Genomic DNA, 15,159 nt, shown 5'->3' with positions numbered 1-15,159 from the left:
CTATTGTATCCTATAAATAAGTAATGAGAAACCCTCGCTAACAGTTATGTATTATTATTTTATTAAATTTAGCCGATAAGTGTATTAGAGAATATAAAATACATAAGGGGGGGATATCTGTATGATTAGTATAGCTGAACTTTCAATTAGACTACTATTGGCAACAGTAATAGGTGGAATAATAGGCTTTGAAAGAGAAATGAATAATAGACCTGCTGGTTTTCGCACCCATATTTTAGTAACCCTTGGTTCTTGTCTTATTATGATTATATCTGTATATGGATTCATTGGGTTTGGTGAAGGCGGGTATGGTGGAGATCCTGCTCGACTAGCATCACAGGTGGTAAGCGGTATAGGCTTTTTAGGTGCTGGTACAATTCTAAGGGAAGGCTCCAATATAAGGGGTTTAACTACAGCAGCAAGTCTATGGATGAGTGGAGGTATAGGATTAACAATAGGGATAGGATTTTATTCTGCAGCATTAATAGCTACTCTTCTTGTGCTTTTTTCCTTAATCATACTTCCTCTATTTGAAATGAGATTGACTAGATCAAAAAAATATTCAGCAATTAAAATCACTGGAATAGATAGACCAGGATTATTGGGAGATATATCATCAATACTTGGTCATTATAATATTAATATTAGAAATATTCACCTTCAGAACATCAGTAACAAAGGGGAAGAAAAAATAACTATTCTTTTCCATATAAGAATGCCTGAAGATATAGAATTAACGAAGGTGCATGATGAATTAAGAAAGGTTACAGGCGTTCAACAATTAGCGTGGGATGAGAAGGAAGTATATCTCATGAAGGGAGCTTTAAATAGATAAATATACCATATTATTCTTTATGTAAATAGAAAAATATGGTATAATGTTATATTATTGTCGAAGATAAGAACACTAAAAGAGTAGACAGGCTGATTTTATATTGGCTATCCTTTAATTACTCAAGGAGTGAAACTGCTTTTGAAGAAAATATATTTATCTCAAATAAAAGATGGAGAACCAATTCCAAAGGACTTCTATAATGGACATGGTGCTGTATTAATTAAGCATGGTACTGAAATGACAGCTTTATTAAGAAGAAAGCTTCTTATGAATAATATTGACTGTTTTTATACTGATGCTGCTATTTTCAAGCCAGACATTGAAAAGGTTCCTGACATCAGCAAAGAAATCCTAAAGGAAATAGAAGTGATTCAAGAAGTATACCAACATTCCTTTAACGAATTTAGTCAGCAAATGGAAAATCTTAAGAAAAATCATACCTTCGATAAAAAAGTGTTAAATGAGATTGCAAATGAGCTTGTAAATTGTATATCAGAACATAAGCAAGTATATTTAGGTATTCAAGGGATTCGAAGGAAGGATTTTTATACATATGTTCATTCGATTGATGTTGCAATTTTTGCAATAATTATGGGTGAGGCTCTAAAATTTGATAAAACGTATCTTAGGATTATTGCACATTCAGCATTATTGCATGATATTGGAAAAATTAAGATAGACGACAAAATCCTATCTAAGCCATCTAAGCTGAATGATATCGAAATGGCACTTATGAAAAAGCATACAACATATGGCTATGAAATTATTAAAGATGAGTTAGGCTATAGTGAGGAAATGGCTAAAATTGCATGGGAGCATCATGAAAGATTAGATGGTTATGGATATCCAAAGGGGTTAAGGGGTAATGGTATACATCTGTTTTCACGTATAATTGCCATATGTGATATTTATGATGCAATCACCTCTGATAGAGTATATAGAAAGGGAGTACTGCCCCATAGAGGTGTTGAGTATCTAATGAGTATTGTGGATAGTCACATTGATCGTGAATTGGCAAGAAAATTTATTCTAAATATTGCAGTTTATCCGATAGGAACAAAAGTTAGTCTTAATAATGGAGAAAAAGGGACTGTTGTAGACTTTTATAAAGGTTTTCCCTTAAGACCCATCGTAAAAATAAATGAGAAAAATATAAAAAGAGATCTGTTAAAGGAATTAACGCTTTTTATTAAAGAGGTTGTTGAAGATTGAAGGAGCATACGTAGTGCTCCTTTCCTTTTTTATAACAATTATTCGACATAACAATTTATTAAAACTCTTTTATGCTATAATATAATAACCTAATTGAATAATTTGATGTAGTTTGGTTGATATAATGGGTAGCCTCATATAGAATCGAAAGGAGGATTTCCAAGTGATTACAACAAAGATACTTATACTCCAGCCGCAAGAAAGCATTCCTTGCTTTATGAAGGACCTATTAAGAAGATATGGATATGAAGTAATTCAAATGGCAGTTAAAGAAGAAACCAATAGGGCGATTCTAGAAGTGATGCCAGATCTGATTATCCTCAACAGTTTCGAAGGCCAAGACAATGGAATAGAGACCTTTAAGGGTATAAAGGAACATAATATTTTAAGAGAAATTCCTTTTATTGTACAATTTAACGGCACTGCTGAAAGATATAAGATTGATTTTATAAATCTTGAGGTTAATGATTATATAGAACAACCCTATCATGAATCAGAGTTAATTCTTAAAATTAAAAATCAGCTTAAAATAGTTAAGCTTCAAAGAAAGATAAAATCCACCCAGAAAGCGCTTGAGGAAAGCATTTCTGTAATACAGAATCAAAAGGTGGAATTAGAGAGAAATTTATCCTTAGCAGCTAAGATACAAGAATCATTAATTCCTAAAACCCTTGGGAATATCCCCAACTGCTCTTTTATTTGGCATTTTCAGCCCTCTGGAAAGGTCGGAGGAGACATTTTCGATGCTTTTATGCTAGATGATGATCATATGGGCTTGTACATGATAGATGTCATGGGACATGGAGTTGCTTCCTCGATGCTTGCAGTTGCACTTTCTGAGTTTTTAATTCTTGATGTAGAAAGAGGATCGCCTTTGAAGAGAAAGATAAATGAGTTCCCTTTTTACGAGATAATTTCGCCATTAGAGGTGATTAACTATCTTAATAAAAGATTTCCATTTGATAAGTACAAGCATTATTTTACAATATTTTATATGGTATTAAACGTAAAGACAGGAGTCTTAAAATATGTTAGAGCAGCTCATCCTTCGCCTATTTTAATAAAAAATGACGGCGCTATGTCTGAATTAGACGGATACGGCACTCCTATTGGGTTTGAATTCGGAGAAGGTTATGAAGAGAAAACAGTATGTCTTGATACGGGAGATACAATAATTGTTTATACCGATGGGTTAATGGAAATTAAGGATGAAGAAGGAAAGTCATTAGAATATGAAGGCATAATTGATTATTTTAAGAACGAAATTAATTTTGAAAATCATCACTTCACACTAAATTTGAAAAAATTAACTAGAAGTCAAGCTTATATAAAGGATGATATATCTATTTTAGAAATGAAATGGATAAAATTTATTTAGAGGCCCCATTGTAATGGGGTCTTTATTACTATATTCCAATTTCCGAAATATATTATTAATGGTATTTTATGCAGGAATTTGTAGGAAAAGAAAGAATTTATTGTAGAAGGGTTTTTATATATCGAGATTTTCTAAATGTAAATTAAATATCATCATAAGGAGATTTCTATGAAGCTAAAGTATAAATTACCAATATATAACTTAATAATTTTGATTATCGGATTTGTACTTCTATGGGTAATGAGCTTCAGTAGAATACAAGCATATGTAATTGAGATTGAACATAAAAAGGCAATTGCTAGTATACATATTCAGTCGAAGGAAATAGAAACTCTTTTACTTAGTGGGAAGCATCAGCTTATAGAAATGAGTAAGCAGGATTATATACAAAGTATGGATTGGCAAAGGGTTAAACCAAAAGTAGAGAAACGTTTAATAGATAGTGTTTTTCAAAAAATTGGATTAGTATATCCAGACAAAACTTACTTTATAACAGGAACAGATGAGCTGGGAGACCTATCGGATCGAAAATATATAGATGAAGCACTTGCTACTGGTAATGTAGTAGTCTCACCACCTTTATTTTCAAGATCAGATAATATGTATCAGGTGGTAATAGCTGTTCCTATTGTTGAGGCAGAAGAATCGATAGGAATTCTAATTGGGGCAATTTTGGTGGAAGAAATTCAACAGTTAGTTTATAATCTTAAAATTGATGGAAATGGAGATGCTTTTCTTTGTAGCACAGCTGGAGAAGTATATATTAGGTCAGAAAAAATAGAAGCTGAAGAGCTTTGTCAACTACTTACAAAGAGGGAGCTTATAAATAAGGATGGCGGCTACCTTCATTATTCTGATAGCGAAGGTAATAACAAAATAGCTTTTTTCGCCAGCCTTGAAGAGGTGGGGTGGGGTATTGTAATATCAATAGATTCAATACACCTATATAAACCGATTATAGAATTGTTTACAAAGGCTGCAATTGCTTTTGCAGTAGTTTTGTTGATGTTAGTTATATCTATGGCAATGGGTATAGGAAGGTTTTTAAAACAAGTACAAAAGCTTATACAAGATATGAAAAAAGTTGAGGATGGCAATTACATACTACAGGTTGAAGTGGAAAATAATGACGAAGTTGGCGAAATTGGAGTTCAATTCAATAAAACTGTTGAAGCTATTTGCATTAGAGATGAGGAACTACAATCCCTAAATGAGGAGTTGGCAGCTAGCACTGAAGAGATTATTAACACCAATCAAAAATTAATGTGGGCACATGAAGAGATAGTTAATAACCTACAGAAGCAAAAGCTTATTAATCAATTGGGGGAAAACCTTTACACTGTCACAGACTTCCAAAATCTAATGGAAATGATATTGGTACATACACAAGAGATGGTGCAGGCTGATAGATCTGCGTTGTTTTTACACTATAAAGAGGAACGAGCATTTAAGGTTAAATCATATTTAAACTATACAGATGATGAAGTAGCAATGATGAACTTTAAATCAAATGAAGGTACATTTAAATGGATGATTGAAAATAAGACTGAATTATTCATTCCTGATGTTTATGACGATGAAAGATATATCGCAAGATTTCCAGAGGATGAAAAGTATAAAATGCTGCTTCAACTCCCAATATGTAATGAAGAAAATGATATCATAGGTGTTATCAGCTATAGAGCTGTAAATATTAACTTAGGCTATATACCATTTTTAAAGCAATTATCAAAAATGATATCTATTGCACTTCATAATAGTCAATTGCTTAATCAAATAGAAGAAACATATTTCGAGGTTATTGTTTCCCTTGTTAAGGGAATGGAGTTAAAGGATAGCTATATAAAGGGGCATAGTGAAAGAGTAATGAACTATAGTCTTATGATAGGTAAGAAAATTGGTTTATCTCATGAAAAAATGAATATATTAAGATATGGTAGTATACTGCATGATATAGGAAAGATGGGTATACCAGATGAAATATTACTAAAAAAAGAGAATTTAACTAATGAAGAATTTAAACTAATTCAAGAACATCCTCAAATAGGTGAGAAATTATTAATGGGGCTTAAATTTTTACGGGAGTCTTTATCTATTATTCGAAATCATCATGAACGCTTTGATGGAACCGGATATCCAGATGGATTAATAGGAAAAGATATTCCTCAGCTTACAAGAATAGTAACAATTGCAGATGCCTTTGATGCTATGACAACAATAAGATCATATCGTGGAGCGATGAAAACATCAGATGCCTTAGAGGAATTAAGAAGAAATAGTGGAACGCAGTTCGATTCTGATTTAGTTGATTTATTTATAAAGGCTATGGAAAATAAAAAGAATAGAACATTCAAGTAGACAGAGGACTCAGTATATTATATATTTAGTAAAAGGATATTAATAAAGCTACTAAGTAATGATATTAATAAGAATTATATATTTATAAATAGGAGGGAAATATGAATGTTAGAGAAAAAGGTAGTTATTCAAAATGAGATTGGTCTTCATGCAAGACCAGCGAGCTTGGTGGTGAAGGAAGCCACAGGCTTTAAATCTGACATTTATTTTGTAAAGGATGGAAATGTATTTAACTGTAAAAGTATTATGAATGTCCTCAGCATGGGAGCTCTAAAGGGAGATGAACTTATTTTAAGAGTAGAAGGACCAGACGAAGAAAGGGCCTTAAATGTAATGATCAAGCTAATAGAAAAGGAACTAAAAGAAAAGGATTAGAATATAATAAAATATTCATATTAAATTTATGCCAAATTTATATTTGGTATTTTTTTTATATTATTAATGGTTATTCAGAACAAATGAGGTTAAAATACTAATGAATTACTAAAGGCAACAAAAACGTGAATAAATTTTAATGAAATTTAATATTTTTACATTTAACTGTTTACATATACAAAAAAATACTGTATAATCAATATTAAAATTTAAATAAGTAGAATATATTTCGCTATAATGCGAACAAAAATTAATGCCAAGTAAATAATGTTCACTTTAAATGAAAAGGAGGTATTTATATGAAAAAAAATTTAGAAGAATTAATGTCACAATCAATACTTTATTTCTTACCACCATGGACCCACGACAAAGAAATATTAACTAAATTATTACTGGCCCATCCATCAATAAAATTTGTTTCACTTGTTGGTGTAGATCTCGGTGGTAATAGTACAGATGAAAAAATACCCATATCTTTATTTCTAGAAGATATTGACGGCTTTCTTAAAGTAGGAGTTCAAACAGATGGCTCCAGTGTTGTTCTGCATGAGATAGCAACTCTTAATAACGCAAGGGTAGATATTATTCCAGATATAAATGTTAACTGGTTTATAGATTATAACTATGAATACTTAGATGACGAAACAGGTCTTCCTATTGGAACACTAAGGATTCCTTCATTTTTAGAGCATAATAATAATTTAGTTGACTCACGTGCAGTACTTAAGCGAACAGTGGATTACTTTAGTGATCAATTAACGGAATTATTCAATAAATATCCTCATGTATTGAATGAATTTGATATAAAATCTATAGATGAAATAGACGAAATATCATTAACTACTGCTACCGAGCTTGAATTTTGGGTTAAAACCCCAGAAGACTTGGCTGATGAAGAAAAACTATCAACTTCTCAAATGCTGAAGGAGCAATATTGGAAACGAACTAAGGGTTCGGTTAGAACAGCCTTGGAGGAAGCAATGCTACTTCTTGAAGCCTATGGATTTGAGCCTGAAATGGGACACAAGGAAGTTGGTGGAGTTACAGCTAAAATTGCTGGTACTGGAAAATTAAATCATGTAATGGAGCAGCTGGAGATAGACTGGAAGTATAGTACAGCCTTACAGTGTGCTGATAATGAATTGTTTATTAGAGAATTCATTGAAGAAACATTTGAAAGATATGGCCTTGAGGTAACCTTTAGAGCGAAGCCGATTGAAGGAGTGGCTGGAAGTGGTAAACATACTCATATGGGGGCAAGTATAAAGCTTAAGAATGGAAAAATAAAGAATTTATTTTCTCCTAAATCAATGACTGAAGAATATGTTAGCACTATTGGTTGGGGGGCATTAATGGGTCTATTGAAGAATTATGAGGTTATAAATCCATTCGTAACCGCAACTAACGATGCATTGAATAGATTAAAACCAGGCTTCGAGGCACCTATTTGTATAGTGGGATCAGTTGGTCATTCACCTGATTTTCCATCTAGGAATAGAACAGTTTTAGTTGGACTAGTAAGAGACTTAAATAATTCATTATCTACAAGATATGAACTAAGGGCACCCAACCCATACTCAAATACCTATCTATATGTAAGCGCATCATATTTGGGAATGCTGGATGGTATTAAATTTGCAGTCACCAGCAAGCTAACAAATAAAGAGCTAGATATTGAATTCTCTAAAGCAGCTGGTGAAGAAAAGCTATATTTAGAAAAAGAACGATGCTATCGCAGCGAAAAAGATGTATTTGAAGATTATACAGAGGAAGAAAGAAATATATCTTTTGGAAAGCCACCTGCAACTGTATGGGAAAATTTAATGGGCTTTAAAAATAATTCTGAAAAAATTGAAGTGCTTTTTGATGGATCGGTTTTTAATGAAGCCATCATACACTCCTATAGAGCAGCTACAATAGATCAATGGATTACAGAATTGGTTGGTAGAATTATTCCAAATAATATGGCTATTGTAAGACATTGTAAAAAGCTAAAAGATATTGATAATGTTACAGATTTAGATGTAGTCAATTGGGAAAGAATCAATGCTTTAAGAAACACGTTAATGAAGGATAGTTTGACTAGCAAATCACTATTTACTAGAATAAGAGAGGCTATAGAAGAAGGGAATTATGATATAGCATCCAATTTACAAGTAGAAATGGCAGAGAAAATTTCACAATTGAAGACTGCATACATTATATATAGAAGGAATTTATTAATAGAAGTTAATGGATTTTACAACTAAGAATTCAACAGCATAAATACTAATTTTTAAACCCAGCTCATGACTTTATATCATGACAAAGCTGGGTTTTATATTGTCATAATATAACATAGTACCACTTAAATTTAAATATTAATCATAGCATAGTAAAAAAATATAACAAAAATAAAAAGAAGAAAAAGGAAATTATAATCAATAATCGAATATTGTAATATTAGTGTATAGTTTTAGATCACTTTTAATGGGTATCTATATGATTATTAAGAAAATAAAGGAGTGAATGGGATGAATCTAAAAAGAATGGAAGAAAAAGTTGAGGCCGTTAAAAAGATGTTAGATCCTGATAGAGCCAAGAGAGAGAAGGCAAAAGAAAGAAAAAAAGGCATAGCAAAAGGGCTAGCCCTTGGAACCTTTATTGGGGGCCTTGTAGGTGTGTTTTATGCTCCTGATAAAGGTGAAAACACTAGGAAAAAGGCTAAAGAAGAACTAGAGAAGGCTAAAGAGATTTTAGAAAACAATATAATAGAGGGTAAAGAAAAGCTGGGGGATTTTGTTGAAGATAAGAAGGAGGTATTCAATGAAAAAATGATCCTGGTGAAGGAAAAGGTAAATGCAAAGGCTGATGTTGCAGTTGCTGAAGATGTTCTGGAAGAAGAAGAAGAGGCAGATAAGAAGTAATCTAAAGGAGTAAACAAATGAAAATTTAATGGAGGTTTTAAAAAATGTATATTGATATGGGTATATTAGTGGCTATAATTCTAACTCCTCTAGCAATCATCTTATTTGGGTTAATTTTGATGGTAATATTAAAGTTAAATGATGTACTTAAACAGGTTAAGGATCAGCTTTCAAGGAATGAAAAGAATATAGATGATTCATTAAGGAGTTTACCTAAAGTTTTACATAACTTAGAAGAGATTACCTATATGGCAAATGAAGAAATGAAGCATGTTCATGGAGCTATAAAGAATATCGAGGAAACAGTAGGATATGCTGCAGCAACTGCTCAAATGGTTTCTGAGGATATTGTTGAACCCATTGGAGATGTCTTACAGCTGTTAAGCATTTTAAGAGGGATATTTGTTAAGGAAAAGAAAAAAGGATTGTTTAAATAATCAAAAGGATATTATTCCTATTAATGGAGTAATATCCTTTTGATTTTGTAAAGGGACTTTGAAGGGTCTTTTTTTTTTGATCATTTATGAATAAATATAAAAACTATTGTATTTTTTATCAAAGTAGTGTATTATATTTAAAAACGTATAAATATACATTAAATAAAATAAATATACATTATATAAAGGGGGAGAAATATATGGTTAAAGTTGGTATATTAGGAGCGACAGGATATGCAGGAGCCGAGCTAACACGACTATTGACAGGTCATTCCGCGGTTCAAATAAAATTTTTGGATTCTAGAAGCTACAATGGAAAAAAATACAGTTCAGTTTATCCTAACCTTTATAATGAGATTGATATGCATTGTAATACAGCTGACCTTAATAACTTAAGCTGGATAGATGAAATCGACATCCTATTTTGTGCATTACCCCACGGCTTAAGTCAAAAGGCGGTAAAAATAGCCTCTTCAGAAGGTAAAAGGGTCATAGACCTATCGGCAGATTTTCGAATATCAAATAAAGGTGTATATGAACAATGGTATGGAGTTAAACATGAAGCAGAAGAAGAACTAAAGAAATCAGTATATGGATTATGTGAAGTCCATCGAGAAGATATTAAAATGGGGCAAATTATAGCAAATCCAGGGTGTTACCCCACCAGTATTTTATTGCCGCTATATCCCTTACTTAAAGAAGATGCCACAAGTCTACAGAATATAATAATTGATTCGAAATCGGGAGTTTCTGGAGCTGGGAGAAATCCATCGGATTCTATACTATTTTCCCAATGTAATGAAAATGTAAAAGCATATAGTATAGCAAGTCACAGGCATATACCGGAGATAGAGGAACAATTGTCATTAATGGTGGAAAAAGAAGTTATTATACAATTTACGCCCCACCTTATACCTATGACTAGAGGCATTTTAAGTACAATATATCTTGAAAATTCAAAAGATCTTAAATCTAAAGATATTGAGGAAATATTTAATATTAACTATAAGAATGAGAGATTTATTCGATTATTGACGGAAGGTGATTTGCCACAAACTAAGGCAGTAACCGGAACAAACTACTGTGACATTGCCGTGAAAATTGATGATCGTACAGGTAGAATAATAATAATTTCTGCTATAGATAACCTTATAAAGGGTGCAGCAGGGCAAGCAGTACAAAACATGAACATAATTCTAGGATTTGATGAGGGTATGGGACTTAATCAGATGTCCCAGTGGCCATAAATATAGAGGAGGGAATCATATGAAAATTTTCGAAATTTACGATGGAGACGTAACTTCACCAAAAGGATTTTTAGCCAGTGGTATACATGCAGGGCTAAAAAAATCTAGAAAAGATATTGCAATAATTACTAGTGAGGTAATGGGTGTAGGGGCTGCTGTTTTTACCACAAATAAGGCTTGTGCTGCTCCAATTATAGTCTCAAAGACCAATATTGAATCAGGAAAACTGCAGGGAATAGTAGTAAATAGCGGAAATGCCAATGCCTGTACAGGTATTAAGGGTTTAGAAGACTCTCATAAAATGCTGAAAATGGCATCGGAAAGTCTAAATATCCCTAAGGAAAATTTACTGGTTGCTTCTACAGGAGTCATTGGGGTGCCCCTTCCTATAGATATAGTATTAAAGGGGATAAAAACTGCATCTCAGAAACTTTCCTATGAAGGTGGAAGGGCGGCTACGGAAGCAATAATGACAACGGATATAGCCATAAAAAATATTGCGGTATCGGTGAACATTAATGAAAAAAAAGTTGTTATAGGTGGAATTGCAAAGGGTTCGGGAATGATACACCCTAATATGGCAACAATGCTGGCCTTCATAACAACAGACATAAATATAGATGGTGAATTTTTAAATGATGCTTTAAAAATCATAAATCAGCAAACCTATAACATGATAACAGTGGATGGAGACACAAGTACTAATGATATGGTGGCGGTAATAGCAAATGGTTTAGCAGAAAATGCAGTAATGAATTGGCAGCATCCTGAAGTAAATAAATTTTTAGAAGCCTTCTACTATGTTAATGAGTATTTAGCTAAGTCAATAGTGAGAGATGGGGAAGGTGCCACAAAATTCATAGAGGTTGAAGCAATAAACTGTAACTCTATTGAAGATGCGAGACAGACTATAAAAAGTATATTAACCTCTAATCTTGTAAAAACTGCCTTCTTTGGAGAGGATGGGAACTGGGGTCGAATATTGTGCAGTATTGGCTATGCAGGAGTAGATCTCACAATGGATAAGATAGCAATTACCCTTAAGAGCGATGGTGGAACAATAAAGATTGTTGAGGCAGGTCAAGGAACTAATTATTCTGAAGAAGACATGTCAGTCCTTTTGAAGCATCAAGATATAAAAGTAATTGTAGATTTTAATCAAGGAAAAGAAAGTGCTAAGGGTTGGGGCTGTGACTTATCATATGAGTATGTAAAAATAAACGGAGCCTACAGAACATAATATTGGAGGATAAAGGTATGGAAATAACACCACAGCAAAAAGCTCATGTTTTAGTAGAGAGTCTTGCATACATTAAAAGGTTTCATAATCAGATAGTGGTTATAAAATATGGCGGGCATGCAATGATTAATAATACATTAAAAAAAGCAGTTATAAAGGATATAGCACTTATGAAATATGTTGGTATGAATCCAGTTGTAGTACATGGAGGAGGACCAGAGATAACCGAAATTATGAAATCCCTTGGGAAAAAGCCAGAGTTCATTGATGGACTACGGGTAACTGATAAAGAAACTATGGAGCTTACTGAAATGGTCTTATGTGGTAAGATATCCAGCGAAATTGTATCATTGTTAAATCACAATGATGTTAAGGCACTTGGAATAAGTGGCAAGGATGGAAAAACAATTCAAGCAGCACAAAAATCTGAAAAACTGGGCTTGGTGGGAGAAATCACCCACATCAATACAGATTTAATTCACACCGTTATTAAAGAAGGATACGTACCAGTTATTTCACCTGTAGGTGTAGGCACTGATGCTGAAAGCTACAATATTAATGCAGATGAAGTAGCAGGTCAGCTGGCAGTTGCTTTAGGGGCAAAGAAGCTTGTACTAATTACCGATGTAGATGGAGTATTAATGGATGCAAAGAAGCCAGAAACTCTTATTTCTGAGATAAAAACAACAGAAGTTAGTAAATACATTAATGAAGGAATTATAAAGGATGGAATGATACCCAAGGTACAATGCTGCATGGGGGCTGTAACAAAGGGTGTAGAGAGATGTCATATCATTGATGGCAGAAAATATCACTCGATTTTACTTGAAATATTTACTGACGATGGTATAGGAACCATGATTACGACGTAGGGAGGTTGAAGAATGAATATAAATGAACTTATTACAAATGGTGAAAGCTATTTAATGAATACTTATAAAAGATTACCTGTAACATTCATAGAGGGAAAGGGCTGTTTATTGATTGATTCAGAGGGCAATGAATACCTAGATTTTTTAGGAGGAATTGCATGTAATAACCTAGGTCATTCACCAGCAGCTGTAGTGAAGGCTATAAAAGACCAAGCTGAAAAGCTTTTACATGTATCTAATTATTTTTGGATTGAGAGTCAGGTTGAATTAGGTAAAATTTTAGTCGAAAACTCCTTTGGGAATAAGGCTTTCTTCTGCAATTCTGGGGCAGAAGCCAATGAAGGAGCCATTAAACTAGCAAGAAAATATGCATTTAAAAAATATGGAGCCCACAAAAATGAAATAATTGCCATGAAGGGATCATTTCATGGCAGAACTCTAACAACTCTTACAGCCACTGATAATGAGAAATATAAGGAAGGGTATGGACCTCTTCCAAGTGGTATAAAATTTGTTGATTTTAATGATATTGAGGAGATAAAGAAGGTCGTTAGCCAAAATACATGTGGGATAATTATGGAGCCTATTCAAGGAGAAGGAGGCGTTACACCTGCCTCTATTGAATTTGTAAAGGCTGTTAAGGATATTTGCGTAGAGAATGATATATTATTGATATTTGATGAAATCCAATGTGGAATTGCTAGGACTGGAAAATTGTTTGCATATGAGCATTTTAATGTCGAGCCAGATATAATGACACTGGCTAAAGCTTTAGCTGGAGGAGTATCTATTGGAGCTATTGTAGCCACAGATGAAGCAGCTTTGGCATGGCAGCCTGGGGATCACGGCACCACCTTCGGTGGTAATCCATTAGCCTGTGCTGCCGGAGTTGCCAATATGAATGTAATTATAAAGGAGAAAATGTGGGAAAAAGCAGCAATTACAGGTGAGTACTTTGAGAAGAAATTACTAGAGCTTGTAGATAAATTTAAGTTTATTAAGAAGGTAAAGGGAAAGGGACTGATGCTTGGGCTGGAATTAGAAATCGAAGGTGGAAGCTTTGTTCAAAAAGCTTTTAATCAGCGGATAATAATTAATTGTACAGCGGGAAATGTTTTGAGATTTGTGCCTCCCTTAATAATTGAAGAAAAAGAAATCGATCAGCTGTGTGAAGTGCTTCATGGAATTTTTATGGAAACGGAGGGCTACTAATGAAGGCATATCTATTATTGGAAGATGGATGTATATTCGAAGGGGAAGCTTTTGGAGGTGTGAATCAACAAATAGGAGAGGTTGTTTTTAATACCTCCATGACTGGATATCAAGAGATATTTACCGACTATTCATATCAGGGTCAAATATTGGTAATGACATATCCTATGATTGGTAACTACGGACTCAACTATGATGATGTAGAGTCTCAGAAACCCGTAATCAAAGGATTAGTAGTCAGAGAAGCTTGTACTACTCCCAGCAACTGGAAGAGTGAAATGGGATTGGATTATTATATGAAACAAAATAATATTATGGGGATAGAAGGCGTTGATACACGAATGCTGGTTAAGCATCTAAGGGATCATGGTACTAAGAGAGGTATTATTACAACATCCCTTGAGAATAAAAAGGATTTATTGAATAACCTATTAGAAAGTAATGTAGTTGAAAAAAGCTATACTCCAGAGGTATCTACTAAAAATCCATATATTATACCAGGGAATGGACCCAAAATTGCCCTAATGGATTTTGGAGTAAAGCTAAACATTATTCGTGTTTTACAATCCTATGGATGTCAAATTACAGTGCTTCCGTATAATACAAGTGTTGAAGATATTTTAAAGATAAGGGCTGATGGGCTTTTCTTATCCAACGGTCCAGGCAATCCAGAAGGATTGATATCCGTTGCCCAAAATATTCAAAAACTAGTAAATGAGTTACCCATATTTGGTATATGTATGGGACATCAGCTATTGGGAATGTCAGCAGGAGCTAAAACCTTTAAGCTGCCTTTTGGACATAGGGGAGCCAACCATCCTGTAAAGGATTTAATTAATAATAGAGTTTATATTACATCTCAAAATCACGGCTATGCAATAGATGAAGATACCTTAAATAAAAATCTATATAATGTTACCCATCGTAACCTTAACGATGGTACAGTTGAAGGAATAAAGCATAAATATCTACCAGTGTTTAGTGTGCAGTACCATCCAGAGGCATCTCCAGGACCTATGGATTCAAAATATCTATTTGATCAATTTTTAAACAATGTAAAGGGAGATAAACAGGCAGTTTAGGAGGA

Annotated in this window: 13 protein-coding genes; all 13 read left to right on the top strand. The window is 33.3% G+C overall.

The annotated features are described in order from the left end of the window. Positions 1-121 precede the first annotated feature (121 nt). The 13 genes from BLP68_RS10050 (at position 122) to carA (ending at position 15,154) form a co-directional block, all read left to right on the top strand. Positions 122-835 (top strand): MgtC/SapB family protein, encoded by a 714-nt coding sequence (locus tag BLP68_RS10050; protein WP_091543071.1) that lies wholly within the window; start codon positions 122-124, stop codon positions 833-835. 138 nt (positions 836-973) lie between these two features. Continuing rightward, positions 974-2,047, top strand: a complete 1,074-nt coding sequence (locus BLP68_RS10045) for an HD-GYP domain-containing protein (protein ID WP_091543070.1) — start codon at positions 974-976, stop codon at positions 2,045-2,047. Between the two features lie 163 nt (positions 2,048-2,210). Next, on the top strand, positions 2,211-3,425 hold the full coding sequence (locus BLP68_RS10040) for a fused response regulator/phosphatase (RefSeq protein WP_091543067.1): 1,215 nt from the start codon (positions 2,211-2,213) through the stop codon (positions 3,423-3,425). A gap of 168 nt (positions 3,426-3,593) precedes the next feature. Further along, entirely contained in the window at positions 3,594-5,783 is a 2,190-nt protein-coding gene (locus BLP68_RS10035) for an HD domain-containing phosphohydrolase (RefSeq protein ID WP_091543064.1), read from the top strand. A gap of 105 nt (positions 5,784-5,888) precedes the next feature. After that, positions 5,889-6,158 carry an HPr family phosphocarrier protein gene (locus BLP68_RS10030; protein ID WP_091543063.1) on the top strand — a complete coding sequence of 90 codons (270 nt, stop codon included), beginning with the start codon at positions 5,889-5,891 and terminating at the stop codon, positions 6,156-6,158. Between the two features lie 299 nt (positions 6,159-6,457). Further along, positions 6,458-8,407 (top strand): type I glutamate--ammonia ligase, encoded by a 1,950-nt coding sequence (locus BLP68_RS10025; protein WP_330389133.1) that lies wholly within the window; start codon positions 6,458-6,460, stop codon positions 8,405-8,407. A 264-nt stretch (positions 8,408-8,671) separates the two neighbouring features. Further along, positions 8,672-9,064, top strand: coding sequence for a YtxH domain-containing protein (locus BLP68_RS10020; protein WP_143003085.1), 393 nt, complete (start codon positions 8,672-8,674; stop codon positions 9,062-9,064). Positions 9,065-9,108: 44 nt separating this feature from the next. Next, positions 9,109-9,501, top strand: coding sequence for a hypothetical protein (locus BLP68_RS10015; protein WP_091543061.1), 393 nt, complete (start codon positions 9,109-9,111; stop codon positions 9,499-9,501). 200 nt (positions 9,502-9,701) lie between these two features. Next, a complete protein-coding gene (argC, locus tag BLP68_RS10010; protein ID WP_091543059.1) occupies positions 9,702-10,748 on the top strand; it encodes an N-acetyl-gamma-glutamyl-phosphate reductase in 1,047 nt (348 codons plus the stop codon). A 19-nt stretch (positions 10,749-10,767) separates the two neighbouring features. Continuing rightward, on the top strand, positions 10,768-11,988 hold the full coding sequence (argJ, locus tag BLP68_RS10005) for a bifunctional glutamate N-acetyltransferase/amino-acid acetyltransferase ArgJ (RefSeq protein WP_091543058.1): 1,221 nt from the start codon (positions 10,768-10,770) through the stop codon (positions 11,986-11,988). 17 nt (positions 11,989-12,005) lie between these two features. Next, on the top strand, positions 12,006-12,860 hold the full coding sequence (gene argB / locus BLP68_RS10000) for an acetylglutamate kinase (protein ID WP_091543056.1): 855 nt from the start codon (positions 12,006-12,008) through the stop codon (positions 12,858-12,860). A gap of 12 nt (positions 12,861-12,872) precedes the next feature. Continuing rightward, a complete protein-coding gene (locus BLP68_RS09995; RefSeq protein WP_091543055.1) occupies positions 12,873-14,072 on the top strand; it encodes an aspartate aminotransferase family protein in 1,200 nt (399 codons plus the stop codon). Further along, positions 14,072-15,154: a glutamine-hydrolyzing carbamoyl-phosphate synthase small subunit gene (carA, locus tag BLP68_RS09990; RefSeq protein WP_091543052.1), complete on the top strand. Its 1,083-nt coding sequence runs from the start codon at positions 14,072-14,074 to the stop codon at positions 15,152-15,154. Before BLP68_RS09995 ends, carA begins: the two co-directional genes overlap by 1 nt. The last annotated feature ends 5 nt before the right edge of the window (positions 15,155-15,159 follow it).

Source organism: Alkaliphilus peptidifermentans DSM 18978, assembly GCF_900101495.1.
Lineage (GTDB): Bacteria > Bacillota > Clostridia > Peptostreptococcales > Natronincolaceae > Alkaliphilus_C > Alkaliphilus_C peptidifermentans.
The sequence above is the reverse complement of the archived record's forward strand: the minus strand, read 5'-3'. Positions and strand labels throughout refer to the sequence as shown.